Annotated in this window: 25 protein-coding genes and 2 pseudogenes; 26 read left to right on the top strand and 1 reads right to left on the bottom strand. The window is 51.2% G+C overall.

Annotation, left to right across the window (positions count from 1 at the left end):
• Positions 1 to 30 precede the first annotated feature (30 nt).
• The 6 genes and pseudogenes from DN611_RS11280 (at position 31) to DN611_RS11305 (ending at position 4,179) form a co-directional block, all read left to right on the top strand.
• A complete protein-coding gene (locus DN611_RS11280; RefSeq protein ID WP_119311384.1) occupies positions 31 to 522 on the top strand; it encodes a PcfB family protein in 492 nt (163 codons plus the stop codon).
• A complete protein-coding gene (locus tag DN611_RS11285) occupies positions 519 to 2,288 on the top strand; it encodes a VirD4-like conjugal transfer protein, CD1115 family (protein WP_119311385.1) in 1,770 nt (589 codons plus the stop codon). Before DN611_RS11280 ends, DN611_RS11285 begins: the two co-directional genes overlap by 4 nt.
• A 134-nt stretch (positions 2,289 to 2,422) precedes the next feature.
• Positions 2,423 to 2,575 (top strand): annotated as a pseudogene (locus DN611_RS11290) (Maff2 family mobile element protein); the annotation flags it as partial.
• 142 nt (positions 2,576 to 2,717) lie between these two features.
• Positions 2,718 to 2,942 (top strand): helix-turn-helix domain-containing protein, encoded by a 225-nt coding sequence (locus tag DN611_RS11295; protein ID WP_015540949.1) that lies wholly within the window; start codon positions 2,718 to 2,720, stop codon positions 2,940 to 2,942.
• A gap of 18 nt (positions 2,943 to 2,960) precedes the next feature.
• On the top strand, positions 2,961 to 3,380 hold the full coding sequence (locus DN611_RS11300; RefSeq protein ID WP_015540950.1) for a nuclear transport factor 2 family protein: 420 nt from the start codon (positions 2,961 to 2,963) through the stop codon (positions 3,378 to 3,380).
• A 34-nt stretch (positions 3,381 to 3,414) separates the two neighbouring features.
• Positions 3,415 to 4,179 (top strand): MBL fold metallo-hydrolase, encoded by a 765-nt coding sequence (locus DN611_RS11305; protein WP_015540951.1) that lies wholly within the window; start codon positions 3,415 to 3,417, stop codon positions 4,177 to 4,179.
• A 46-nt stretch (positions 4,180 to 4,225) separates the two neighbouring features.
• Here the strand turns inward: DN611_RS11305 and DN611_RS11310 are convergent, their stop codons facing one another.
• Positions 4,226 to 5,047: a helix-turn-helix domain-containing protein gene (locus tag DN611_RS11310; protein WP_118419914.1), complete on the bottom strand. Its 822-nt coding sequence runs from the start codon at positions 5,045 to 5,047 to the stop codon at positions 4,226 to 4,228.
• A 533-nt stretch (positions 5,048 to 5,580) separates the two neighbouring features.
• Here DN611_RS11310 and DN611_RS17020 point away from each other — a divergent pair.
• From DN611_RS17020 to DN611_RS11420, 20 genes and pseudogenes are all read left to right on the top strand, one after another.
• Entirely contained in the window at positions 5,581 to 5,772 is a 192-nt protein-coding gene (locus DN611_RS17020; RefSeq protein WP_227148914.1) for a hypothetical protein, read from the top strand.
• Positions 5,773 to 6,111, top strand: a complete 339-nt coding sequence (locus DN611_RS11325) for a DeoR family transcriptional regulator (protein WP_118419916.1) — start codon at positions 5,773 to 5,775, stop codon at positions 6,109 to 6,111.
• Positions 6,108 to 6,422 (top strand): DUF3847 domain-containing protein, encoded by a 315-nt coding sequence (locus DN611_RS11330; RefSeq protein WP_118419917.1) that lies wholly within the window; start codon positions 6,108 to 6,110, stop codon positions 6,420 to 6,422. Before DN611_RS11325 ends, DN611_RS11330 begins: the two co-directional genes overlap by 4 nt.
• Before the next feature lie 347 nt (positions 6,423 to 6,769).
• Positions 6,770 to 7,147, top strand: coding sequence for a GntR family transcriptional regulator (locus DN611_RS11340; protein WP_015540956.1), 378 nt, complete (start codon positions 6,770 to 6,772; stop codon positions 7,145 to 7,147).
• Between the two features lies 1 nt (position 7,148).
• The gene (locus DN611_RS11345; RefSeq protein WP_055052367.1) at positions 7,149 to 8,015 is read left to right on the top strand and encodes an ABC transporter ATP-binding protein; all 867 of its coding nucleotides are present in this window, start codon (positions 7,149 to 7,151) and stop codon (positions 8,013 to 8,015) included.
• Positions 8,012 to 8,668 (top strand): ABC-2 transporter permease, encoded by a 657-nt coding sequence (locus DN611_RS11350; protein WP_015540957.1) that lies wholly within the window; start codon positions 8,012 to 8,014, stop codon positions 8,666 to 8,668. Before DN611_RS11345 ends, DN611_RS11350 begins: the two co-directional genes overlap by 4 nt.
• 137 nt (positions 8,669 to 8,805) lie before the next feature.
• Positions 8,806 to 10,395: a MobQ family relaxase gene (mobQ, locus tag DN611_RS11355; protein WP_119311388.1), complete on the top strand. Its 1,590-nt coding sequence runs from the start codon at positions 8,806 to 8,808 to the stop codon at positions 10,393 to 10,395.
• A gap of 71 nt (positions 10,396 to 10,466) precedes the next feature.
• Positions 10,467 to 11,114: a CHC2 zinc finger domain-containing protein gene (locus DN611_RS11360; RefSeq protein ID WP_174233001.1), complete on the top strand. Its 648-nt coding sequence runs from the start codon at positions 10,467 to 10,469 to the stop codon at positions 11,112 to 11,114.
• Between the two features lie 13 nt (positions 11,115 to 11,127).
• Positions 11,128 to 12,426 (top strand): virulence-associated E family protein, encoded by a 1,299-nt coding sequence (locus DN611_RS11365; protein WP_118626690.1) that lies wholly within the window; start codon positions 11,128 to 11,130, stop codon positions 12,424 to 12,426.
• Positions 12,427 to 12,679: 253 nt separating this feature from the next.
• A complete protein-coding gene (locus tag DN611_RS11370; RefSeq protein ID WP_119311390.1) occupies positions 12,680 to 12,877 on the top strand; it encodes a hypothetical protein in 198 nt (65 codons plus the stop codon).
• Positions 12,878 to 12,883: 6 nt separating this feature from the next.
• Positions 12,884 to 14,548 (top strand): recombinase family protein, encoded by a 1,665-nt coding sequence (locus DN611_RS11375; RefSeq protein ID WP_119311391.1) that lies wholly within the window; start codon positions 12,884 to 12,886, stop codon positions 14,546 to 14,548.
• 91 nt (positions 14,549 to 14,639) lie between these two features.
• A pseudogene (locus tag DN611_RS11380) lies at positions 14,640 to 14,723 on the top strand (Maff2 family mobile element protein); the annotation flags it as partial.
• 39 nt (positions 14,724 to 14,762) lie between these two features.
• On the top strand, positions 14,763 to 15,632 hold the full coding sequence (locus tag DN611_RS11385; protein WP_007046101.1) for a VirB6/TrbL-like conjugal transfer protein, CD1112 family: 870 nt from the start codon (positions 14,763 to 14,765) through the stop codon (positions 15,630 to 15,632).
• A 13-nt stretch (positions 15,633 to 15,645) separates the two neighbouring features.
• The gene (locus DN611_RS11390; RefSeq protein ID WP_007593032.1) at positions 15,646 to 16,215 is read left to right on the top strand and encodes an MT-A70 family methyltransferase; all 570 of its coding nucleotides are present in this window, start codon (positions 15,646 to 15,648) and stop codon (positions 16,213 to 16,215) included.
• Positions 16,203 to 16,691, top strand: a complete 489-nt coding sequence (locus DN611_RS11395) for an XF1762 family protein (RefSeq protein ID WP_119311392.1) — start codon at positions 16,203 to 16,205, stop codon at positions 16,689 to 16,691. Before DN611_RS11390 ends, DN611_RS11395 begins: the two co-directional genes overlap by 13 nt.
• The gene (locus tag DN611_RS11400; protein ID WP_005934790.1) at positions 16,660 to 17,040 is read left to right on the top strand and encodes a PrgI family protein; all 381 of its coding nucleotides are present in this window, start codon (positions 16,660 to 16,662) and stop codon (positions 17,038 to 17,040) included. Before DN611_RS11395 ends, DN611_RS11400 begins: the two co-directional genes overlap by 32 nt.
• A 1-nt stretch (position 17,041) precedes the next feature.
• Positions 17,042 to 19,441: a VirB4-like conjugal transfer ATPase, CD1110 family gene (locus DN611_RS11405; protein ID WP_119311393.1), complete on the top strand. Its 2,400-nt coding sequence runs from the start codon at positions 17,042 to 17,044 to the stop codon at positions 19,439 to 19,441.
• 15 nt (positions 19,442 to 19,456) lie between these two features.
• A complete protein-coding gene (locus DN611_RS11410) occupies positions 19,457 to 20,050 on the top strand; it encodes a nitrogen fixation protein (protein ID WP_119311394.1) in 594 nt (197 codons plus the stop codon).
• A gap of 41 nt (positions 20,051 to 20,091) precedes the next feature.
• On the top strand, positions 20,092 to 21,078 hold the full coding sequence (locus DN611_RS11415) for a DNA-methyltransferase (RefSeq protein WP_333637360.1): 987 nt from the start codon (positions 20,092 to 20,094) through the stop codon (positions 21,076 to 21,078).
• Positions 21,078 to 23,282, top strand: coding sequence for a C40 family peptidase (locus DN611_RS11420; RefSeq protein ID WP_119311395.1), 2,205 nt, complete (start codon positions 21,078 to 21,080; stop codon positions 23,280 to 23,282). Before DN611_RS11415 ends, DN611_RS11420 begins: the two co-directional genes overlap by 1 nt.
• Positions 23,283 to 23,296 lie beyond the last annotated feature (14 nt).

The raw sequence follows: 23,296 nt of genomic DNA on the forward strand, positions 1-23,296 counted from the left end.
TCATTCCAACGAAAGGAGGTAAACGCCGCAATGCAGGATGAAGTCAACACCAAAGTTGTTGCAATCATGATCAAGGGCGGCAAAATCTCAGCCGAGGTGCTGAAAAAGGCACTGGCCAAGTTCGTGCAGGAGATTGAGAAGGCGCAGAAGCAGATGCAGCAGCCAAAAACCTATCGCGGCAAGCAGTCCATCAAGCATCTGATGAGCCAGAACGCCGCCATCTCCAACATCGAAGTGACGGACGGTAACATCAAGTCCTTTGAGCGAACAGCCAGTAAATACGGTCTGGACTTTGCACTCAAGAAGGACGTTTCCGTTGAGCCGCCCAGCTATCTTGTCTTCTTCAAGGGACGGGACGTTGATGTCATGACCGCCGCCTTCAAGGAGTTCTCCGCCAAGACGGTCAAGCAGAAGGAACAGCCGTCTATCCGGCACAAGCTGGATCAGAAAAAAGCCCAGAGCAAGGCGCAGCACAAAGAGAAAGTCAAGGTCAAGACCAAGGATCGGGGTGTGGAGCTGTGAACAAGTCCGATGTGAAGAAGCTCATTCTTCTGAACCTCCCGTATGTCTTTGCCTTTTACTTTGCGGATAAGATCGCCGCTGTGTTCCGCCTTGCACCCGGCACAGCGTTCATCGACAAGCTGACAAACGGTTTTGCCGTGTTCGGCACAGCCTTTGCAAATCCGTTTCCCAGCTTTCATCCCGTCGATCTGCTCATCGGTCTGTCGGCTGGCGTGTTGCTCAAGCTGGCAGTTTACGTCAAGGGTAAGAACCGCAAGAAGTTCCGGAAGGGCGAAGAGTACGGCTCTGCCCGCTGGGGTAAGCCGGAGGACATCAAGCCGTACATGGACCCGGAGTTTTCCAACAATGTCATTCTGACGCAGACGGAGTTCCTGACCATGAACAGCCGTCCGAAACAGCCGAAGTACGCTCGAAACAAGAACATACTCGTCATCGGCGGTTCCGGCTCAGGCAAGACGCGCTTTTTTGTAAAACCAAATCTGATGCAGATGCACAGTTCATACGTTGTCACCGACCCGAAGGGTACGGTGCTGGTGGAGTGCGGCAAGATGCTCGAAAAGGGCGGCTATGTCATCAAGTCGCTGAACACCATCAATTTCCGGAAATCCATGCACTACAACCCTTTCAGCTACATCCGCAGCGAGAAGGACATCCTCAAGCTGGTCAATACGATCATCGTCAACACGAAGGGAGATGGCGATAAATCCGGCGAAGATTTTTGGGTGAAGGCGGAAAAGCTGTACTATACAGCCCTCATCGGTTACATCTGGTACGAGGCACCCGACCACGAGAAAAACTTTACTACCCTGCTCGAAATGATCAATGCCTCGGAAGCCAGAGAGGACGATGAGACCTTCAAGAACCCCGTGGATGTCATGTTCGATGAGCTGGAAGCCCGCGACCCGGATCACTTTGCGGTCAAGCAATACCGCAAATACAAGCTGGCGGCGGGAAAAACTGCGAAGTCGATCCTGATTTCCTGCGGTGCAAGGCTTGCGCCCTTCGACATCGCAGAGCTGCGGGAGCTGATGAGCTACGATGAGATGGAGCTGGACACCATCGGAGACCGGAAGACGGCACTGTTCGTCATCATTTCCGATACTGATGACACCTTCAATTTCGTCGTGGCGATCATGTATTCTCAGCTCTTCAACCTTTTGTGCGACAAAGCAGATGACGTTTACAACGGACGGCTTCCCGTCCATGTGCGGTGTCTGCTCGACGAGTTTGCGAACATCGGTCAAATCCCAAAGTTTGATAAGCTCATCGCAACCATCCGAAGCCGGGAAATCTCGGCGTCAATCATCTTGCAGTCCCAGTCTCAGCTCAAGACCATCTACAAGGATGCGGCTGACACCATCACAGGTAACTGCGACTGCACACTTTTTCTTGGCGGTAAGGAGAAATCCACGCTCAAGGAAATCAGCGAGGTGCTGGGCAAGGAGACAATCGACCTTTACAACACCTCAGAAACCCGTTCCAACAACAACTCCTATGGCTTGAACTATCAGAAGACCGGCAAGGAACTGATGTCTCAGGATGAGATCGCCGTCATGGACGGAGCTAAGTGCATTTTACAGCTTCGAGGCGTGAGACCTTTTCTCAGTAACAAATACGACATTACGAAGCATCCAAAGTACCGGCAGCTCTCCGACTATGACAAGCGGAACGCCTTTGACATCGAGAAATACCGGCAGCACAAGCTGGTAGTCAAGCCCGATGACACGTTCGACCTCTATGATATGGGCGAGGTCGAAGCAGATTAAAGCCCCGTCGCTGCACTGCGCAGTGGGTAAAGCCTGATGGCTCAACCCAAAGCAGAACAGCGACGGGGCTTCTTTTTTTATGCCCATTTTCAAAAATACACAACCAATCTTTTTCAAATCAAGGAGGAAAATCTATGGCTTTCATCAATCAGGCAGTCACGGTTCTTCAGACGCTCGTTATCGCCCTCGGTGCCGGTCTCGCAGTGTGGGGTGTTGTCAACCTCATGGAAGGCTACGGCAACGACAACCCCGGCGCTAAGTCTCAGGGCATCAAGCAGCTGATGGCTAAGTAGATGTAATCAAGAAAAGAAAGGAAAAGCACAATCCAGACGGAACCGGCGGTTGTGTCAAGAAATATTTGTGGAATAGCAAGAACTTTGATATAATGGGAACAGAAACCCCGGAACCGGGAGAAAGGCAGGAGGATAAATGCACATAAGCTATAAACCCCTCTGGCACACGCTGGTTGAGCGCAATATGAGGAAAGAGGACTTGCGGATTGCCGCCGGTCTTACCACAAATATGATTGCCAACATGGGTAAAGGCAAAAACATCAGCATGGAAACGCTGGTTCGTATCTGCGAAGCCCTGAATTGTGGCATTTTGGATGTAATTGAATTAGAGCAGGACAAAGACGCTGAAAAATTAAATTGACAAGGAAGGCGCTGCGAAATGGACAATAGAGAAAGAATTATCAGACTTTGGTTTGATATGTGGCTTGCAAAAAAAGATTTGGGTATATTTAATGTATTTTCTGATAATGCCGTATATATTGAAAGTTGGGGGCCAGAGTACCACGGCTCCAAGAAAATAAAACTTTGGTTTGAGGAATGGAATACCCGTGGAACTGTCTTGCAATGGGACATCAAGCAATTTTTCCATAAAGGCAATCAAACCATTGTTGAATGGTATTTCAAAAATAAGATGGATGCCGGTAACGTAGAAGCGTTTGATGGAATGTCACTGATAGAATGGACGCCAGATGGCAAGATTGCTCTCTTAAAAGAATTTGGTTGTAACGAAAATCGGTATGACCCTTATAAAGATGGCAATATACCACATTTCAGAGATGAAAATGCAAAGTGGTTTTAACTGGAAATTCAGTTGCTGGAGGTAATTATGCGGAATGGATAATTGGTTTACCATTGAGCAAATAGACCGTGATACATTCTCTATTAGCGAATACAAGCACTGGGAAGAAACACATTGTTATCTATTATGTGGGGAAAAATATGCTATTCTCATTGATACAGGTTTAGGCGTTTCCAACATCAGAAAAATTGTGGACTCTCTGACAAAGCTGCCTGTTATGACAGTTACAACTCATGTTCATTGGGATCACATTGGCGGGCATAAGTATTTTGATAATATCGCCGTACATGAAGCGGAAAAGGACTGGCTATCGGTCAGGTTTCCGATACCATTGCAAGTTGTGAAGAATAATTTGACAAGGCTTCCTTGTGATTTTCCAAGAGATTTTGATATTAACGCTTATCAGATTTTTCAAGGTATCCCACAAAGAATTTTACACGATGGCGATTTTCTAAATTTAGGCGGGCGGGAAATTCAAGTTGTTCACACGCCGGGACATTCTCCCGGACATTGTTGCTTTTACGAACCAGAACGAAACTATTTGTATTCCGGGGATTTGATATACAAGGGAAGCCTGGACGCATTTTACCCAACTACCGACCCGAAGCTATTCTATCAATCTATAAGGCGAATACGGAAATACAATATAAAAAAAGTTCTGCCCGGACACCATCAGTTGGATATTCCCGTTTCTTTGATAGCCGATATTGAAGCCGGATTTGCACAATTAGAGAGAGCCGGAAAACTCAAACAGGGAAATGGATTGTTTAAGTTTCAGGATTTCCAAATTCATATATAATCAAAGCTGCCGTTGCAGGAACACCCATTCCCACAACGGCAGTTTTTCATTTCCACGGCCTGCGCCGGAAGTTCATACCGGACTGTTTTATCAGCGGGGATTTCTTGAACAGTTTCTTCAAAAGGCTTCGTTCCTCTTGTGAGAGCCGCTTATATTTAAGCTGGAACGCCTTACAGAACATCTCCGTGAATTGCTGAACCCTGTCCCCCGGCGATTGCATGGCCTTTTGTACTTCCCGTATCAGTTCATCGGCGGGAGTGGTATCAGGCGCACTTTCATTGTCATTTTCGTGCGCCTTGCGTATGTCGTGAAGAATAACATCCCATGTTTTGTGCGTCACATGGCAGAAGAAATCTTCTTCCTTTACCTGACCGGCTTCCAACACTTTGATTGCCCGGTCTGTCACCGCTTCGGGATGTTCTTCCAGTATCATCGCCCGCACAGCAGCCAGCGAGCTGTTCATGTCATGGAAACGCATGGTTGCCATCCCGTCCACATAGATTTCTGCGTCTGCCAGCAGTTCCTTGAATTTTTCATGGGAGATAATCTCACACAGCAGCCGGTTATTGAAGCGTTCACTTTTCAGCAGTTCCACGACTTCATCACTCAAATGTAATTCTTCTATCGGTGTGTTTTCATATTTCCGATTGTTGGTCAGGCCGAGCAGATAGTCAACGGACACCTGATAGAAGTCTGCCAGCTTCAACAGACTGCCGTGATTGATTTCCTTGTATTCATCGTTGTCGTTTTCATAGCTGCCGAGGGCTGATTTTGAAATGCCGGTTTTCTGCGCCAGTTCTTCCAGATTTAAGCCCTGTTCCACCCGTAAATCTTTCAGGCGTTCCTGTACGGAAATGCGGGTTTTCATAGATACATCGCTCCTTCCTGCGGCTGGCTGCCGCCGTCAATCCCATTATACCATACCTGTTCCGCAATCGTGGAAAATTTCGATTTGGGGGCGGTTTTCCTACTTTGTGGATATACGGGAGAAGGCTCAAAAATGTGCCATAATGGGCTTAGTTCATCGATGGATTATTCCAATCGAATGACCGGCCTGTATGGGATATGCTCCCCGGCGATGTAGCGCAACGACTTGCGGCAGGGAAATGGAGGAACCATGACCGCAACGAGCGTACCAAAGGGAGCGAAACGCCGTTGTGAGAGCCAGGGGCAGGAACGACATCAGGGAGAACCGGCGAAAATGAACACCGAATTGATACCGAAACACAACAATCCGATAGGGTATAGTCTACCCTATCCGTAATACTACGGGGGATTTCCGGGCGGCTCTATGACCGCTTTTTCCTTAAAAATCGCCCCGAAACACGACACTAAAATCTGCTATCCGTCTATTGCGGCTGTTACGGCTGAAATGGGCGGATTTTTGTTTAAGGAGGCACCATGCCGAGAATGCCGAAAAAGAGGAAGCTGGAACTGTCTTTCTTCCTCAATGAACGGGGGCGGGTAACGTACAACGGCCTTTGCCGGAAATGCCAACGCACTTGCAAGCAGAGTTTCCGGGCGGTCATTGTGGACTGCCCCCATTATCTTTCCAAACGCTCAAAACGAAAAGTAAAGGAGGACACAGAGTGAATGGAAGTTGAATTTATGACCGCAGACACCGCCCTGCCGCCCTGTATGCCGCTGCCGAGAGCCTTGCTGCGGCTCCCGATCAGCAGCACCGCCAAGGTCATGTACGCCCGGATGTTGGATTTAGTTTTCCTGTCCGGCATAGAGGACGCCAACGGGATTTTATTTATCCATTTCCCCATCGTGGAACTGGCGGCGGCACTTGCCCGCAGCACCATGACCGTGAAGCGTTCCCTGAATGAATTGGAGGACGCCGGACTGATACTGCGAGTGCGTCAGGGCTTCGGGGAACCCAACAAAATATATGTACTCATTCCCAAGAAGGAGGACAGCCGCCTATGAATGAAAAGCTGGAAAAACTCAATCAGGAGATAGAGAAAACGGAAAAGAAGCTGCGGAGGGCGCAGCATGAAGAAAAGATATTGGAACACCAGATAAAGACGCTGACACGGAAGGAACGGACACACCGGCTTTGCACCAGAGCCGCCATGCTGGAAAGCTACCTTCCCCACCCGGAAGCCATTACGGATGAACAGGTCAGTTTGTTTTTGAAGCTGCTGTTCCACAAAGACAGCACCCGTCAGCTTATGGAAAAAGTATTCGCCGGAAACGGTAATTTTCAAGGAGAGGACGCAGGCCGGAAACGGCCATGATTGCTTTCAGAGCCGCAGCCCGTGAACTGCCCCTCTGAAAGAGGGCGCAACTATACACCACCTGAAGGTAGTGGGTTGCGCCCTGCCGGGGGCTTCCTGCGGAAAGCGGATGATTGCCCGCAGCGTTCCGACTCCTGCCAATCATCACAGGGGAAGCTACACTTCCCCTGCGCTGGCTGCCGCCAGCTACCCCTTTGTGGACTTGCCGCCCGGAAGCACCTTGCGTTGCAAGCTGTTCCGTTCAGCAAGTTTAAAATTCATTCATAAATTTTCTGTTGACACCCAATCCGAATGTGAATATAATGTACTTGTACATACAGTACATTTTAAAGTGAAGGCGGTGAAGCATGGAAATCATAATCAGCAATAATGCAAATAAGCCAATATACGAGCAAATAACAACACAGATTAAAGCTATGATAATGAGTGGAGAATTGCAAGCAGGAGACGCCATCCCCTCAATGCGTTCATTGGCTAAATCTATTCACGTTAGCGTTATAACCGTCCAAAAGGCGTATGAAGATTTGCAAAGGGACGGTTTTATTGAAACAACTGTTGGCAGAGGTAGTTTTGTATCAGCACGAAACAAGGAATTTTATCAAGAAGAACAGCAACGTATTGCCGAAGAACATTTGCAAGCTGCCGCTAATATTGGACGTGTAAGCAACATTCCTTTATCTAAACTAACGGAATTGCTCACAATGTTTTATATGGAGGACGAATAAAATGAATTATGCTTTGAAACTTGATAATGTATGCAAGACCTATGAAACGTCAGATTTTCTTTTGGATAATGTGTCTTTTGAAGTACCTATGGGGTCTGTTATGGGGTTCGTTGGGGAGAATGGTGCTGGTAAGACAACAACCATAGGCTGTATTTTGAATACGCTGTTCCGCAATTCTGGTTCCATTCAAATCTTTGAGAAAGAAATGAAAGACGAGGATACCGTATTGAGGAATGATATTGGTGTTGTCTATGATGGGGATAATTTCCCGAAATACCTTACTGCCAAACAAATTTCCGAGATTATGCAAGGAATTTTCTCTCAATGGGATAATAGTTTGTTTCAAAAATATTTAAAAACATTCCGGCTAAACGAGAAACAGAAAATTGGAAAATATTCAAAAGGAATGACAATGAAATTGGCAATCGCAGTCGCATTATCGCATCATCCGAAGTTGCTAATTTTAGATGAAGCTACCAGTGGCCTTGACCCTATTATGAGAGATGAGATGTTAGAGGTTTTTCTGGACTTTGTTGGTGAGGACGATCATTCTATTTTACTTTCTTCTCATATCACAAGTGATTTGGAAAAAATAGCAGATTACATTACTTTCATCCATCAAGGGCGCATTATTCTAACCGAGTCAAAAGATAATCTGATTTATAAATATGCCATATTGCGTTGCAAAGAGAAACAATTTGAAAATTTAGATAAAAGTGACATTCTTGCTTATCGCAGACAAGATTATCAGATTGATGTGCTGGTTAATAATAAGGAAGCCGCCGAACGAAAGTATGCTGGTATTGTTATTGACCATGCAACGATTGATGAAATAATGCTAATACTGGTAAAAGGAGAACAGAAATGAAAGGTCTTTTGAAAAATAATTTCTATGGAGTTATTGAAAACCTGAAAATCGCACTTGCATTTGTAATGCTTGTAGGTGTACTTTTACTTATAACAGGGGAAGCAACATTGCTTTCTGCTTTTTCTCTCATAGCTCCACCGATAATTGCACTTTTGATGGTTTCATGTGTGCGTAAAGAAAGCGCATCTAAATGGGAAAAATATAAACTCACTCTCCCGGTTAGACGAAAAGCCATTATTGAAAGTCAATATATTAGTCATACAATATGGAGTATATCTGGGGTTGTGATTGTGGCTGTTTTTATGACCCTCACAGTTTTTATTCATGGCGACCAATACTTTTATTATGGTTTCCGTGACGCTATCACATTAGTATTAGGCGGCGGAATACTGGCTATTCTAATTGGAGCCTTTTCTTATCCACTTTACTATTTATGGGGAGCAGAGAAAACAGAAGTCATTCTGATTATAAGTGTGATTGGTTCGATAGGCATAGTATTCGCATTGACTATGTTAGTTAATACATTTTCTGATGGAAATGTTTCAGATACTTTGTACTATATCAGCTTATTGGTTGTCACGGCAATCACTATAATTACTTTTATATTCTCTTGTGTTTTGACAAAACAAATTTTTCAACACTGCGAATATTAAATTGAAATCGGGCCAACCTGACCCGAACTTTCAAAACTGAATACCAGCCGCCACCGGCGGCACCACCGAGCAGGAAATCTTGAAACAGGTTCCCTGCTCTTTTTTTGCCTGGACGCCGGGAGAAAGGAGGACACGACTTGCCATGCCCGCACTTTGATGTGAAAATCATCCAGCGCAGCAAGCGCCAGTCAGCCGTTGCGTCTGCCGCCTACCAGAGCGGGGAACGGCTGTTTTCTGAATACGACCAGAAGCAGAAATACTATTCCCATAAAAGTGAAATCGTCCACACCGAAATCATGCTGCCGCCCCATGCCCCGCCGGAGTACGCAGACCGGAATACCTTGTGGAACGCCGCCGAAGCCATAGAAAAACAATGGAACTCCCAGCTTGCCCGGAGGTTCGTGCTTGCCATACCGAGGGAACTTCCCCGGTCACAGTACGCCGACCTTATCCGGGACTACTGCCGGGAGTTTTTTGTTTCCAAAGGCATGATTGCTGACTTTGCCATCCATGACAAGGGGGACGGAAATCCCCACGCCCACATCCTTCTTACCATGCGGGCGATGGACGAAACCGGGAAATGGCTCCCTAAGAGCCGGAAGGTCTACGACCTTGACGAGAACGGCGAGCGTATCCGGCTTGCGTCCGGCAGATGGAAAAGCCACAAGGAGGACACCGTGGACTGGAACGACCAGAAGTACGCCGAGATATGGCGGCAGGGCTGGGCTGACACAGCAAACCGCTATCTGGAAGCCATCGGCAGCCCGGAGCGCCTTGACCTTCGCTCCTATGCCCGACAGGGGATTGATAAAATCCCCACCGTCCACATGGGGCCAGCGGTCAGCCAGTTGGAGAAGAAAGGCATACAGACCAACATCGGCAACCTGAACCGGGACATTAAAGCCGCCAATTCCCTCATGCAGTCTATCCGGCAGATGGTACGCAGCTTAAAGGGCTGGCTGTCCGGCCTGAAAGAGAAAAAGGCGGCGCTGCTGGAAGCGCTGGAACAGGCAAAGGAGCCGACCATCCCCGAACTGCTTTCCCGGTATCTGGATAAACGGAGCGAGGAACGCACCGGCTGGACTTCCAAGGGGAAACTCAAGGGAACTGTTGGCGATTTCAACAAGGTCATGGAAGCCCTTGACTTCCTGCGGCAGAAAGAGATTTCCACCGTGGAGAGCCTTGACGCTTATCTGGATGAAGCCAGCGCACAGGCCGTTTCCATCCGTGAGGAAATCAGGCCGATGGAGAAACGTGTGAAAGAGATTGACCGGCTGCTTTTCCATATCGGGAACTTTGAAGCAAACAAGCCGGTTCATGCGAAATATGCCGCTATCCGCTGGAAGAAACCCAAGGAGAAATTTGCCGCCGACCATAAGGAAGAACTGGACGCCTACAACGCTGCCCTGCGGTATTTCAAGGTTCACCTTGATGGGGCGAAGTACAGCACAAAGAAGCTGGCCGGGGAACAGGCACAGCTTTCAGAGAATATCGCTTCCAAGACGGAAGCGCTGACTGCCGTACAGGAGGATGTAAAGATTTTGCGGGATGTGCGCCACTGGCTCAATCAGGTTTTGCCATCCGAGCAGTACCGCCAGACCGCAGAGCCGGGAAAGAAACCGTCCATCCAGCAGGCGGTCAAAGGCCGGGAGCAGCGTATCCGGGAGGAACAGGCAGAGAAACGCCAGACGCCCCGCCGCCAGCAAAAACAGGATATGGAACTTTAACCAATCAGGCGCTTGCCATTTTCCCCGTGAGAATGACAGGCGCTTTTTCTATTTTCAGGAGGATTTGCCTATTGAACGTATTTGAAGTCGTGAAGCAGTCTGTTACCACCCGGCAGGCCGCCGAGCATTACGGTATCCGGGTAGGAAGAAACGGGATGTGCGTCTGCCCCTTCCATGACGATAAAAACCCCAGCATGAAGGTTGACCGGCGCTTCCATTGCTTCGGCTGTCAGGCAGACGGGGATGTGATTGACTTTGTTTCCCGTCTGGAAAACGTCAGCCCCAAAGAAGCCGCCCTCATGCTGGCGCAGGATTTCTCCATCCCCTATGAGGACAGGGAGCCACACGGCAGAAGCCGCCCGAAGCCAAGAAAAAGGCAGGAAAGCCCGGAGCAGCAATTCCGGCGCATGGAGCGATATTGCTTCCGGGTACTGTCCGACTATCACAATCTGCTGCGCCGCTGGAAGCGGGACTATGCCCCCAAGACACCGGACGAGGAATGGCACCCGCTTTTCGTGGAAGCCTTGCAGAAACAATCCCATGTGGAATATCTGCTGGATGTGCTGCTGTTCTCCGATATGAGGGAACGGGCTGCCCTGATTGCCAGCTACGGAAAGGAAGTGAGGAACCTTGAGCGAAGAATGGCAGACCTTGCCGCCCGAACTGCGGCAGGCCGTGACGGACACCATCGAAGCCGCACCCCCGCCCCGGAGCGTTGAGGAAGTAAAAGCCATGCTGGAAAGCACCGAGAAAGGCGGCGTTCGCAACAGTATTCAAAACTGCCTGACCGTGTTCCAGCACGACCCCGAACTTTCCGGGGCGGTGGCGAAAAATCTCCTGACCGAACGCATTGACCTTCTAAAGCCCATCGGCAGGAAACGCAGAACCGGCAGCAAGGCCATGACCGACACGGATATGAAGTATATCCGCCTGTATCTGGAAAAGACCTACGGCCTGACAAGCGAGAAAAAGATAGCGGACGCCGCCGATCTGGCCGCAGACGCCAACAGCTACCACCCCATCCGGGACTATCTGAACGGCCTTGTCTGGGACGGGAAAGAGCGTATCCGCTACTGCCTGCGGCACTTTCTGGGAGCCGACACGGACAACTACACCTACCAATCGCTGCGGCTGTTCCTGCTGGGAGCCATCCACCGGGCGTTTTGCCCCGGCTGTAAATTTGAGGTCATGCTTTGTCTGGTGGGCGGTCAGGGAGCCGGGAAATCCACCTTTTTCCGGCTGCTGGCCGTAAAGGACGAGTGGTTTTCCGATGATTTGCGGAAGCTGGACGATGATAACGTGTACCGGAAGTTACAAGGCCACTGGATAATAGAAATGTCGGAGATGATTGCCACCGCCAACGCCAAGAGCATAGAGGAAATCAAGTCTTTCCTCAGCCGCCAGAAGGAGGTCTATAAAATCCCCTACGAAACCCACCCGGAGGACAGGCTGCGCCAATGCGTGTTCGGCGGGACTTCCAATGCCCTGGACTTCCTGCCCCTTGACCGTTCCGGGAACCGGCGCTTCCTGCCGGTCATGGTCTACCCCGAACGGGCCGAGGTACACATTTTGGACGATGAAGCCGCTTCCAGAGCCTATATCGAACAGGTATGGGCGGAAGCCATGACAACCTACAAAAGCGGCGATTTCAAGCTGTCTTTTACCCCCGAAATGATACAGTACCTCAAAGAACACCAGCGGGATTTCATGCCGGAGGACACCAAGGCCGGGATGATACAGGCGTACCTTGACCGCTACACCGGCAGCGCCGTATGCTCCAAGCAGCTTTTCAAGGAAGCCCTGAACCACCCCTTTGACGAGCCGAAACAGTGGGAAATCCGGGAAGTCAACGACATTATGAACCACGGTATCACGGGATGGAAATATTTCTCCAATCCCCGGATATTTGAAGGATACGGCAGGCAAAAGGGCTGGGAACGGGAAGCACCGGCAACGGGCGCTGACAACGGGCGTGAAAAAACGCCGGACGGATTTGTGGAAGTGACCGAGCAGATGGAGCTTCCCTTCTGAAAAATCCGGGGAAATCACAGCCGGTTGCCGACCCCGTTGCTATCCCGTTGCCGGGCCGGTTGCCGGGAAAAAGCCTGTAACTGCGGGCTTTTCTCCCCTTTGACAACCAAAGCAACAGAAAAATAAAAGAAAAAGTAATAAATAACCCAACCGCCAGACAGAGATTGTTTTCGAGGTTTTTTGAAGCCCGTTGCCGGACTTCGTTGCCAACCTTCTCCTGTCTGGCTTATTTCATTTATGGAGGTAACTGCCTATGGCAAAAAACAAAACTGAAATCCATGTCACAACGGTATTTGACGGCGAACTGGACGCTACGGACGTTTTCGTGAGCCTGATTGCACAGAAATACAGCCAGAGAAATGATAAAGAATATCTTGCGAAAAAGCAAGATTTAGGGTATAATAAAGATAAGGTTCAGCATGACCGTGTTCCGTCTGGATTGTGCGGGTAAACGGTTATGATGAACGGAATGGAATATACAGGCATGGACGCAATACTGGCGGGCAGCTTCCGGGCGGCTATCTATTGCAGGCTTTCCAAGGACGATGACCTTGACGGGGAGAGCGCCAGCATTGCAAACCAGCGGGATATGCTGGAAACCTACTGCGAGAAGCAGGGATGGGAGGTTGTTGCAGTCTATCAGGACGATGGCTACACGGGGCTAAACATGGAGCGCCCCGACCTGAAACGGATGTTGAAAGCCATCGAGCGCAGGCAGATAAACCTTGTGGTCACGAAAGACCTATCCAGACTGGGTAGGAATTACTTGCAGACCGGCTTCCTGATTGAAGATTTCTTCCCCCGCCACGGCGTCCGGTATATCGCCATGAATGACGGTATCGACACCATGCGGGACAACAACGACATTGCGCCGTTCAAGAACATCCTCAACGAGATGTACAGCAAGGATATTTCCAAGAAGGTTCATTCCTCTTATCTGCTGAAAGCGCAGAAAGGCCAGTTTACCGGCTGCCTTGCCCCCTTCGGCTACCAGAAAGACCCGGATGACAAAAACCATCTGCTGATTGATGAGGAAACGGCTCCCATTGTCCGGCGTCTGTTTGCGTGGGCGCTGGAAGGACACGGCCCCAACTACATCCGGCGCAGGCTGGAAGAAGAAAAAATCCCCTGCCCGACCTACTGGAACCGGGTACGGGGGCTGCGGAACGTGTCAACCAAGTGGGAAAAGAAAGACCCGGTAAACGGGCGGTATATCTGGGACTTTACCGTGATTAAGGACATCCTGATGAACCCCGTCTACACCGGCGCTATCGCTTCCCAGAAGAAGGAATACCGCTTCAAAATCGGCACCATCGGGGAGAAAAAGCCGGAGGAATGGATTGTCGTGGAGAACCAGCATGAGCCGCTTGTTGACCGTAAGACCTTTGACATCGTGCAGCGCAAGCTGAAATCCCGGCAGCGCCCCCGCCAGACCGGGGAAATCAGCCTGTTTGCGGGGCTTATCAAATGCGGCGAGTGCGGGAAGTCGCTGACTATCCGTTACACCAATGAGAAGCACCCGAAGCAGATTTATTCCTGTAAGACCTACAATGCCTACGGGAAACAGCATTGTTCCCAGCACCGGGTTGAGTACGACACCCTGTACCGGCTTGTCCTGAACAAAATCCGGGAGTGCGCCAGAGCCGCCCTGATGGACGGGGAAGCCGTTGCCGGGAAGCTGTCCGACACCTGCGAAGCCGAGCAGAAAGGCCAGCGGGAAGCGTTGGAGCGTTCCCTTGCCAAAGACGAGGAACGCATTGACGTTCTGGAAAAGATGGTTCTGCGGCTGTATGAGGACATGGTTGCCGGACGTATCAGCGAAGCGAACTTCAATCTGCTGATGGAAAAGACGCAGAAGGAACAGGCCGAGTTGAAAGCAAGGGTTGAAGAAGGCCGAAAGAAGCTGGCCGATGAAATCCGGCTTGCGTATGACGCCCGCCAGTGGGTAGAAGCCATTCAGGAATACGCTGACATCACGGAACTGGACGCCGCCACCCTCAACCGCCTGATTAAAGAAATCGTTGTCCATGAGAGCATAGACAGCGATAAGACAAGACACATTTCTATCGAAATTCATTTCAATCTTAAACCCATCCCGGAAGTGGAGCAGGTCACAGCCTGACCTGCCCCACCGGGGCGGTTCTTAAAAAACTCCATAGATATTTCTTGATACGCCGCCGCCCGCCATCGAGCCGGTTTCCTACACCTATTTGGGTATGAAACAGCTCATGGCTGGCGGCGGTGTGGTGCTGATCGGCACGACCCTCATCCCCCTGCTCTCCGGTTTGTTCGGCTAATCCACGGCAAGCCCAGCTTAACCGAAGGGTGGTGAAATATTGGGCAGCATTTTAGAAAAGATCGAACAGGCTCTCAAGGATATGCTGATCGGATGGATCGAGAGCAACCTGACCAATATGTTCACCGATGTCAACGAGAAGGTAGGAACGATTGCCGCCGAAGTCGGGCAAACCCCGTCCGGCTGGAACGGCGGCGTGTACCAGATGATCCGGGGACTATCCGAAAACGTGATAGTCCCCATCGCTGGTATTATCATCACCTTTGTTTTGTGCTATGAGCTGATTTCCATGATCACCGAGAAAAACAACCTTCACGACATGGACACTTGGATGTTCTTCAAGTGGTTTTTCAAGGCGGCTGTGGCGATCTACCTCGTGACGCATACGTTTGACATCGTGATGGCAGTATTCGACATCGGGCAGAACGTGGTTTCCGGTGCAGCCGGAGTCATCCACGGCAACACCAGTATTGATATTGATTCAACGATTGCGCAGATGCGTACTGGCATGGAGAACATGGGCGTCGGAGAACTGCTCGGACTGTCGATAGAAACTCTTCTGATCAGCTTGTGCCTCAAAATCATGGCGATCCTCATTACGGTCATTCTCTACGGGCGCATGATTGAGATTTACTGCACCGTGAGCATCGCGCCTATTCCCATCGCAACCATGAGCAACCGCGAATGGGGCAGCATCGGCACGAACTATCTGAAAGGCTTGTTCGCTCTGGCATTTCAGGGCTTTCTCATCATGGTCTGTGTCGGCATCTACGCGGTGCTGATCAACGGCATGATTATCGCAGACAACATTCACTCGGCTCTGTTCTCTGTGGCAGCGTACACGGTCATTCTGTGCTTCTCGCTGTTCAAGACCGGAAGCCTCGCAAAATCCATTTTCCACGCGCACTAAGGAGGTCGGCAGCATGAAGAAGTACAGCATCATCTACGCCGATCCCCCTTGGGCGTATCGGACTTACTCCAAGAAGGGGCAGGGACGGTCGGCAGAAAGCCACTACCCGACGATGTGCATTGAAGACATCAAGGCACTTCCGGTTGGCGAACTGGCTGCGAAGGACTGCGCTCTGTTCCTCTGGATCACGTTCCCATGCCTCTGTGAAGCACTCGAAGTGCTGACGGCATGGGGCTTTTCTTATAAGACCGTGGCTTTTGTATGGGTGAAGCAAAACCGCAGGAACGACGATCTCTTCACCGGCATGGGGTATTGGACAAGGGCAAACGCCGAAATCTGCATCCTTGCCACAAAGGGACACCCGAAGCGTGTTGACGCCGGTGTGCGTCAGGTCATCCTCAGCCACATCGAAGAGCATTCCAAAAAGCCGGATGAAGCACGGGAGCGCATTGTTCGGCTCATGGGAGACCTTCCCCGCGTGGAGCTTTTTGCCCGTCAGTCCCCCGAAGGCTGGGATGTTTGGGGCAACGAGGTCGAATGCACGGCTCATCTTCCTATGGAGGAAACACCATGCTGCGGCTAAAACCCATCTCTCTTCGAGACGCCAACGAGTATGTCCGGCAGCATCACCGACATCACAAGCCGGTTGCCGGTCACAAGTTCTCCATCGGCTGTGAAGCAGACGGTGAGCTGGTCGGTGTAATCATCGCCGGGCGTCCCGTCAGCCGGTATCTGGATGACGGCTTCACATTGGAGGTTACAAGGCTATGCACCAACGGGGCGAAGAACGCTTGCAGCTTTCTCTACGGCGCGGCGGCAAGAGCTGCTGCGGCTATGGGCTATAAGCGCATCATCACCTACACGCTGGAAAGCGAAAACGGTGCAAGCCTTCGGGCTTCCGGCTGGATTTGTCAAGGCAAAGCGGGTGGGCTTCGCTGGACAGGCAAGCGTCAGCCGAAGGAGGATCAATATCCCGCACAAATGAAGCTGCGCTACGAAAAGCAGCTTAGAAAGGAGGAAACAGTCAATGGCATTTGTTCCGGTCCCGAAGGATCTTAACCGCGTCAAAACGAAGGTCATGTTCAACCTGACCAAGCGGCAGCTCATTTGTTTTTCCATCGCTGCGGCAGTCGGCGTCCCGATCTTCTTTCTGGCAAAGGCGCATCTCGACTTGTCTACGGCGGCAATGCTGATGGTGGTGATCATGCTTCCGTTTATCTTCTTCGCGCTTTACGAGAAGGACGGTCAGCCCGCCGAAAAGTATCTGTACCACATCGTACAGTCCATGTTCATCCGGGACAAGGTGCGTCCCTATCGCACGAACAATCTCTACGCTGAGATTCAGCAGAAAATCAAAGAACAGGAGGAATTGCAGCTTGAACAACAGCACAGCAAAGGCAAAGCCTAAGATGACCGTCAAAAACGGTGTCGTTTACGGCGATGCCCTTTCCGCTCAGGAAAAGAAGCGGATCGTCATGCAGAAGAAAAAGGACAGGAAGGCAAAGAAAGTCCGCAAGTCCGCCCAGCAGACCATCCCCTATGTGGAGATGTGCCGTGACGGTATCTGTAAGGTGAACAGCCGCCTCTACACGAAGTCCATCGCCTTTGAGGACATCAACTACCAGCTTGCGCAGAACGAGGACAAAACTGCCATCTTTGAGAACTGGTGCGACTTTCTGAACTACTTCGACAGCTCGATCTTCGTCCAGCTCTCCTTCATCAATCAGAAGGCAAGTCTCAATGAGTTCCGCAAGCGCATCAACATTCCGGCACAGGAGGACGCCTTCAACGACATCCGCTCTGAGTATTCCGGTATGCTGCAAAGTCAGCTCACCAAGGGCAACAACGGACTGGTCAAGAAGAAGTACATCACCTTCGGCATTGAGGCAGACTCCCTCCGCACGGCAAAGCCGAAGCTCGAACGCATTGAGACCGACATTCTCAACAACTTCAAAACCCTCGGCGTGAGGACGGAGCCGCTGTCCGGCTACGAGCGGCTGAAAGTGCTTCATGATGTGTTCAACATGGACACCAACGAGCCGTTCCGCTTTTCCTTTGACATGGTTGCTCGGACAGGACTCAGTACGAAGGACTTCATCTCGCCCACTTCCTTTGACTTCCGTGAAGGCAAGTGTTTCAAGATGGGCAGAACCATCGGCGCAGTGAGCTTCCTGCAAATCCTCGCGCCGGAACTCAATGACCGTATGCTTGCCGACTTCCTTGAGATGGACAGCAACATCACGGTCAATTTTCATATCCGGACGATTGACCAGGCGAAGGCAATCAAGAGCATCAAGATGAAGATCACCGACCTCGACAAGATGAAGATCGAGGAACAGAAAAAAGCCGTCCGCTCCGGCTACGACATGGACATCATCCCGTCCGATCTCGCCACCTTCGGCGGTGAGGCAAAGCGTCTGTTGCAGGATCTCCAGACCCGCAACGAGAGACTGTTCCTTGTGACCATCCTCATCATGAACACGGCAACCAATCGCCAGAAGCTCGAAAACGCGGTGTTCCAAACCGCCGCCATTGCCCAAAAGTATAACTGTGCGCTCAAGCGTCTTGACTTCCAGCAGGAGGAAGGGCTGATGTCCTCTCTGCCTATCGGCGTCAATCAGGTGGAGATTGAGCGCGGACTGACCACTTCCAGCACGGCGGTTTTCGTGCCGTTCACCACGCAGGAGCTTTTTCAGGGCGGCGAAGCTCTCTACTACGGGCTGAATGCGCTGTCCAACAACATGATCATGGTTGACCGTAAGCAGCTCAAAAACCCCAACGGACTGATCTTGGGTACGCCCGGTTCCGGTAAGTCCTTCTCCGCAAAGCGTGAAATGACGAACGCCTTCCTCATCACGGAGGATGACATCATCGTCTGCGACCCCGAAGCCGAGTATTTCCCCCTCGTGCAGAAGCTCGGCGGTCAGGTCATCCGTATCTCGCCGGTCAGCACGGATTACATCAATCCGTTGGACATCAACACGAACTACTCCGAAGAGGAAAACCCGCTTACGCTGAAATCCGACTTTATCCTCTCCATGTGTGAGCTGATTGTCGGCGGCAAGGACGGCTTGCAGCCGGTTGAGAAGACCATCATTGACCGCAGCGTCCGCATGGTCTATCAGGAGTTTCTTGCAGACCCCAAGCCGGAGAAAATGCCGATCCTCGAAGACCTCTACAACATTCTGAGAAATCAGAAGGAGCCGGAGGCACAGCGCATTGCAACTGCCCTTGAAATCTATGTTCACGGCTCTCTGAACGTCTTCAATCACAGAACGAATGTGGATGTCAACAACCGCTTTGTCTGCTATGATATCCGCGAACTCGGCAAGCAGCTCAAAAAGCTCGGTATGCTGATCGTGCAGGATCAGGTGTGGAACAGAGTTACCATCAACCGCGCCCAGCACAAGGCAACGCGCTACTACATGGACGAGTTCCACCTTTTGCTGAAAGAGGAACAGACCGCCGCGTACAGCGTGGAAATCTGGAAGCGTTTCAGAAAATGGGGCGGCATCCCGACCGGAATCACGCAGAACGTCAAGGATCTGCTTGCGTCCCGCGAGGTAGAGAACATTTTTGAAAACTCGGATTTCGTCTACCTTCTGAATCAGGCGTCCGGCGACCGGCAGATTCTCTCGAAGGCGCTGAACATCTCGCCCAGCCAGCAGAACTACATCACCAACTCCAACGCCGGTGAGGGGCTGATCTTCTACGGCTCGACCATCGTTCCCTTCAAGGACGATTTCCCGAAGGACACCCAGCTTTACCGCATCATGACCACCCGTTTAGAAGAAACCGTACAGAACTAAGGAGGATTTTTGAATATGAACAACAAGATGATTACCATTCCCTATGCGGACGCTATCGAATACGGAGAGAACACCTCCGCGCTGTTTAAGGCTCTGTGGGAGCTGACCGATCTGATCCGACTGGAAAGCGACCTCAAGAAGCATCACCGCGCCTACCTCCATGTGAGGGAGGACATCGACGAAAAGGTCAAGGAGGCACGTCAGATTATGACCAAGGTATCTGTGGATATGATCGGTTTCTACTTCAAGGTTGATGTTCCTGAAAGCAGCAACAGCGACGAGAATACCCCTTTTGCTGACGCGGCGGATGATGAAGCCGTATCTATCCCCAAGGACAAGTATGAGCTGATGATCGACGATCTGCTCACCATGTCCGAAATCATCCAGTGCGTCGCAGATATGCGCACGCAGGATGCGAAGGCAATCCGCGAGTTCGGCAAGTTCGTCCCTGCTTTCGCTTCCTTTGAGAAGAACCGCCTGAGCCTCTATCGTGAGGCGGCTAAGGAAGCCGAGGAAATCTTCGACCGTTGGGCGGACGAGATTGACGATCTCGACGAGGACTTCACGGAAGATGAGGATTACGAGCCGGACGAATATTACTCCGACTGATGCCCATTGAAATGTTGTCGGGTTTTACAGCCAACATTTCAATGGAAACACAAATCCAACAGAACAGGAGGTACACCACCATACAACTTGACATCATTCATACCGGCGATTGCCTTGAAATCTTGAAAACGCTGCCCGAAGACAGCGTTCATTGCTGTGTGACATCCCCGCCTTATTATGCGCTCCGTGATTACGGCATGGATGCTCAGATTGGCAGAGAGACAACGCCGAAAGAATACATCTCGCGCCTGACGGAAGTGTTTACCGAAGTCAGGCGCGTTTTGCGTCCGGATGGAACGCTCTGGCTGAACATCTCGGACACCTACGCTGGGAAAGGCAATCAGGGAGATTTCGTTGACCCGAAGAACCCCAACGGCAGAAACGGTCAGGCTGTGGCTCTCAACAACAAGGTTGAGGGCTGCAAGCCGAAAGACATGATCGGCATTCCGTGGATGCTGGCTTTTGCCCTCCGCGATACCGGCTGGTATCTGCGCAACGACATCATCTGGATGAAGGACAACCCCATGCCAGAGAGCGTGAAAGACCGCCTATCTCGATGCTACGAACACGTCTTCCTGTTTTCCAAGTCCAAGAAGTATTTCTTTGACTACAAGGCGATCTCCGAGCCGATTGCCCCTGCAACGGCAGAACGCCTCAAGCGCGGCATGAAGGGCGGCAACAAATATGGCAAGCCCGTTCCCGGTCAGCCTCAGCCGCAGTCCATCAACCGCCCCCGTGAGCATGGCGAGATCAAGGACGCAGACATCAATCCGCTCCGCAATAAGCGCGATGTCTGGAAGATCAACACCGTCCCCTTCAAGGGCGGTCATTATGCCGCCTACCCTCCGAAGCTGGTTGAAACCTGTCTTCTCGCCGGTTGTCCCGAAGGCGGCATTGTGCTTGACCCCTTTATGGGGAGCGGCACAACCGGCATGGTTGCCGCGCAGATGGGGTGTCATTTCGTCGGCATCGAGCTGAACCCTGAATACACCGAGCTTGCCTACAAGCGGATTGGAGGTGAAATCTGATGTCCAAGGAACCGGAACTCAAAGCCCGCGACAAGGTAGTCGTGCGGATGACGCGGGAGGGCGCGGTTGAGGAAAACCTGACGGCTGGCACCGGGCAGAGAGTGTCAAAACGGCTGGAAGATGCAGAGCTGGTCAAGCCGGTTGAGACAGCCGTGCCTTCCGAAGCTCTTTCCCCAGAGGAACAGAAAAAGGTGCAGATGCGCCGTCAGCAGCGTCAGTTTCAGGTGGAACACGCCGAGGATAACGACACACAGCTGCCCTCGGAAACGTCCGTCACAGAAGAGAAAAGGGCAGAAAATCCACCCCAGAATGTAACTGAACCGCTACCTTCGGAAACGCTGTTCAAGCCTCCTGTTTTGGAGCAGCACGGCGTTTCTTCTCATACCGGCACGGTGATTGCCGAAACGGTTGTCACGCACAAGCTGCGCAAGACCTCTGCGGTTGAAGCCGTTGACGCGGATGCTGTTCTCTCCCAAGCGGCGGAGACTGCCTCCGCAAAGCCTGTCTCGGACAGTACCGCCCCGCCCACGAAGCGGATGCAGAAGCTCGAAAGAAAATCTGAGAAGGCGCATGAGCGTCTGGATGCTGCCCGTGAAAAGCTGCCCACGCACAAGGTTCTCAAGAAAGAGCGTGTCTTTGATGAGGAAACCGGCAAGGGCAAAACCCGCCTTCATTTTGAGGATGAGCTAAAAAAACCCAAGGGCAAAGGGAAACTGCAATTTGAGGCGGATAAAACCGTCCGCAAGGTCGGTGACACCCTCGCTTCCGGCATTCACGGCAAAATCCATGAGGTCGAACAGGAAAACTCAGCGGTTGAGGGGGCGCACAAAACAGAGATTGTCGCAGAGACCGCCGCAAGGCATTTCAGTCATCACAGAGAAAAAAGCGTCAACAAGCCCTATGAGAAGGTTTCCAAGCTGGAACACAAGGCGGATGTAGCTGACGCCAAGCTCCAATATGAGAGAAATCAGCAGGAGCATCCTGAGATGAAGAAGCAGAACATGAACAAGCACTACCAGAAGCAGAACATCAAGAAGGAATATGCCGCCGCTCGAAATGCCGGTTCTCAGACTGCCGGGACTGCCACAAAGAATACCGGCAAGAAGCTCGGTGAGAAGGCGTCCGACAAGATCAAGGAGTTCTTTGAGAAGAACAAGAAGGTATTTATCTGGATCGGCGTCGGAATTGCCCTTCTCGTGTTGCTCGGTGCCGGAATCAGCTCGTGTTCGATGCTCACCTCTACCGGCTCGTCGGTTATCGCTTCCTCTTATCTCAGCGAGGATGACGCGATGCTGGGCGCGGAGGCGCAGTATTGCCGGATGGAGCAAGAGCTGCAAAGCTATCTCAACACCTACGAAAGCACTCACAACTACGATGAATACCACTTCGATCTGGATGACATTGAGCATGACCCCTATGTGCTGATCTCCATTCTCTCGGCTCTCCATAAGGGCGAGTTCACGCTGGATGAGGTGCAGGGTACGCTTCAAATGCTGTTTGAAAAGCAGTACATCCTCACCGAAGAGGTCATCGTCGAAACCAGATACCGCACGGAAACCGACACATGGACGGATGCAGACGGCAACACGCACACGGAAGCCTATCGTGTCCCGTATGACTACTACATCTGCAACGTGAAACTCGAAAACTTCAATCTCTCCCATGTCCCGGTCTATATCATGTCTCAGGAACAGCTCTCCATGTACGCAACGTATATGTCGGTGCTGGGCAACCGCGAGGATCTGTTCGGTGACTCTCCCTATGTGGACAAGTACATCACAAATCCTCCCGCCGACTACGATGTCAACCCGGAATACCTGAACGACGAGAAGTTTGCAACGCTGATTACCGAGGCGGAAAAGTATCTCGGCTATCCGTATGTGTGGGGCGGCTCCAATCCCGACACGTCCTTTGACTGCTCCGGCTTCGTCAGCTACGTTCTCACGAACAGCGGTCTTGTGATGACCGGGCGGCTGGGCGCACAGGGGCTTTACAACGTCTGTACGCCGGTCTCAAAGGCGAATGCACAGCCCGGTGATCTCATCTTTTTCGTCGGGACGTATGACACCCCCGGCGTGTCACACGTCGGCATTTACGTCGGTGATGGCGTCATGATCCACTGCGGCGATCCCATTCAGTACACATCCATCAACTCTTCCTACTGGCAGCAGCATTTCTACGCCTTCGGAAGACCCGCCTATTAAAAGAAAGGAGTTTT

This window comes from Oscillibacter sp. PEA192, assembly GCF_003574015.1.
GTDB classification, from domain to species: Bacteria; Bacillota; Clostridia; order Oscillospirales; family Oscillospiraceae; genus Oscillibacter; species Oscillibacter welbionis.

Excerpts from the sequence above, each read along its gene's own strand:
- DN611_RS11280 (WP_119311384.1), top strand. The coding sequence starts at position 31 with ATGCAGGATGAAGTCAACACCAAAGTTGTTGCAATCATGATCAAGGGC.
- DN611_RS11295 (WP_015540949.1), top strand. The coding sequence starts at position 2,718 with ATGCACATAAGCTATAAACCCCTCTGGCACACGCTGGTTGAGCGCAAT.
- DN611_RS11300 (WP_015540950.1), top strand. The coding sequence starts at position 2,961 with ATGGACAATAGAGAAAGAATTATCAGACTTTGGTTTGATATGTGGCTT.
- DN611_RS11305 (WP_015540951.1), top strand. The coding sequence starts at position 3,415 with ATGGATAATTGGTTTACCATTGAGCAAATAGACCGTGATACATTCTCT.
- DN611_RS11310 (WP_118419914.1), bottom strand. The coding sequence starts at position 5,047 with ATGAAAACCCGCATTTCCGTACAGGAACGCCTGAAAGATTTACGGGTG.
- DN611_RS17020 (WP_227148914.1), top strand. The coding sequence starts at position 5,581 with ATGCCGAGAATGCCGAAAAAGAGGAAGCTGGAACTGTCTTTCTTCCTC.
- DN611_RS11325 (WP_118419916.1), top strand. The coding sequence starts at position 5,773 with ATGGAAGTTGAATTTATGACCGCAGACACCGCCCTGCCGCCCTGTATG.
- DN611_RS11330 (WP_118419917.1), top strand. The coding sequence starts at position 6,108 with ATGAATGAAAAGCTGGAAAAACTCAATCAGGAGATAGAGAAAACGGAA.
- DN611_RS11340 (WP_015540956.1), top strand. The coding sequence starts at position 6,770 with ATGGAAATCATAATCAGCAATAATGCAAATAAGCCAATATACGAGCAA.
- DN611_RS11345 (WP_055052367.1), top strand. The coding sequence starts at position 7,149 with ATGAATTATGCTTTGAAACTTGATAATGTATGCAAGACCTATGAAACG.
- DN611_RS11350 (WP_015540957.1), top strand. The coding sequence starts at position 8,012 with ATGAAAGGTCTTTTGAAAAATAATTTCTATGGAGTTATTGAAAACCTG.
- DN611_RS11365 (WP_118626690.1), top strand. The coding sequence starts at position 11,128 with ATGCTGGAAAGCACCGAGAAAGGCGGCGTTCGCAACAGTATTCAAAAC.
- DN611_RS11370 (WP_119311390.1), top strand. The coding sequence starts at position 12,680 with ATGGCAAAAAACAAAACTGAAATCCATGTCACAACGGTATTTGACGGC.
- DN611_RS11375 (WP_119311391.1), top strand. The coding sequence starts at position 12,884 with ATGATGAACGGAATGGAATATACAGGCATGGACGCAATACTGGCGGGC.
- DN611_RS11390 (WP_007593032.1), top strand. The coding sequence starts at position 15,646 with ATGAAGAAGTACAGCATCATCTACGCCGATCCCCCTTGGGCGTATCGG.
- DN611_RS11395 (WP_119311392.1), top strand. The coding sequence starts at position 16,203 with ATGCTGCGGCTAAAACCCATCTCTCTTCGAGACGCCAACGAGTATGTC.
- DN611_RS11400 (WP_005934790.1), top strand. The coding sequence starts at position 16,660 with ATGGCATTTGTTCCGGTCCCGAAGGATCTTAACCGCGTCAAAACGAAG.
- DN611_RS11405 (WP_119311393.1), top strand. The coding sequence starts at position 17,042 with ATGACCGTCAAAAACGGTGTCGTTTACGGCGATGCCCTTTCCGCTCAG.
- DN611_RS11410 (WP_119311394.1), top strand. The coding sequence starts at position 19,457 with ATGAACAACAAGATGATTACCATTCCCTATGCGGACGCTATCGAATAC.
- DN611_RS11415 (WP_333637360.1), top strand. The coding sequence starts at position 20,092 with ATGGAAACACAAATCCAACAGAACAGGAGGTACACCACCATACAACTT.
- DN611_RS11420 (WP_119311395.1), top strand. The coding sequence starts at position 21,078 with ATGTCCAAGGAACCGGAACTCAAAGCCCGCGACAAGGTAGTCGTGCGG.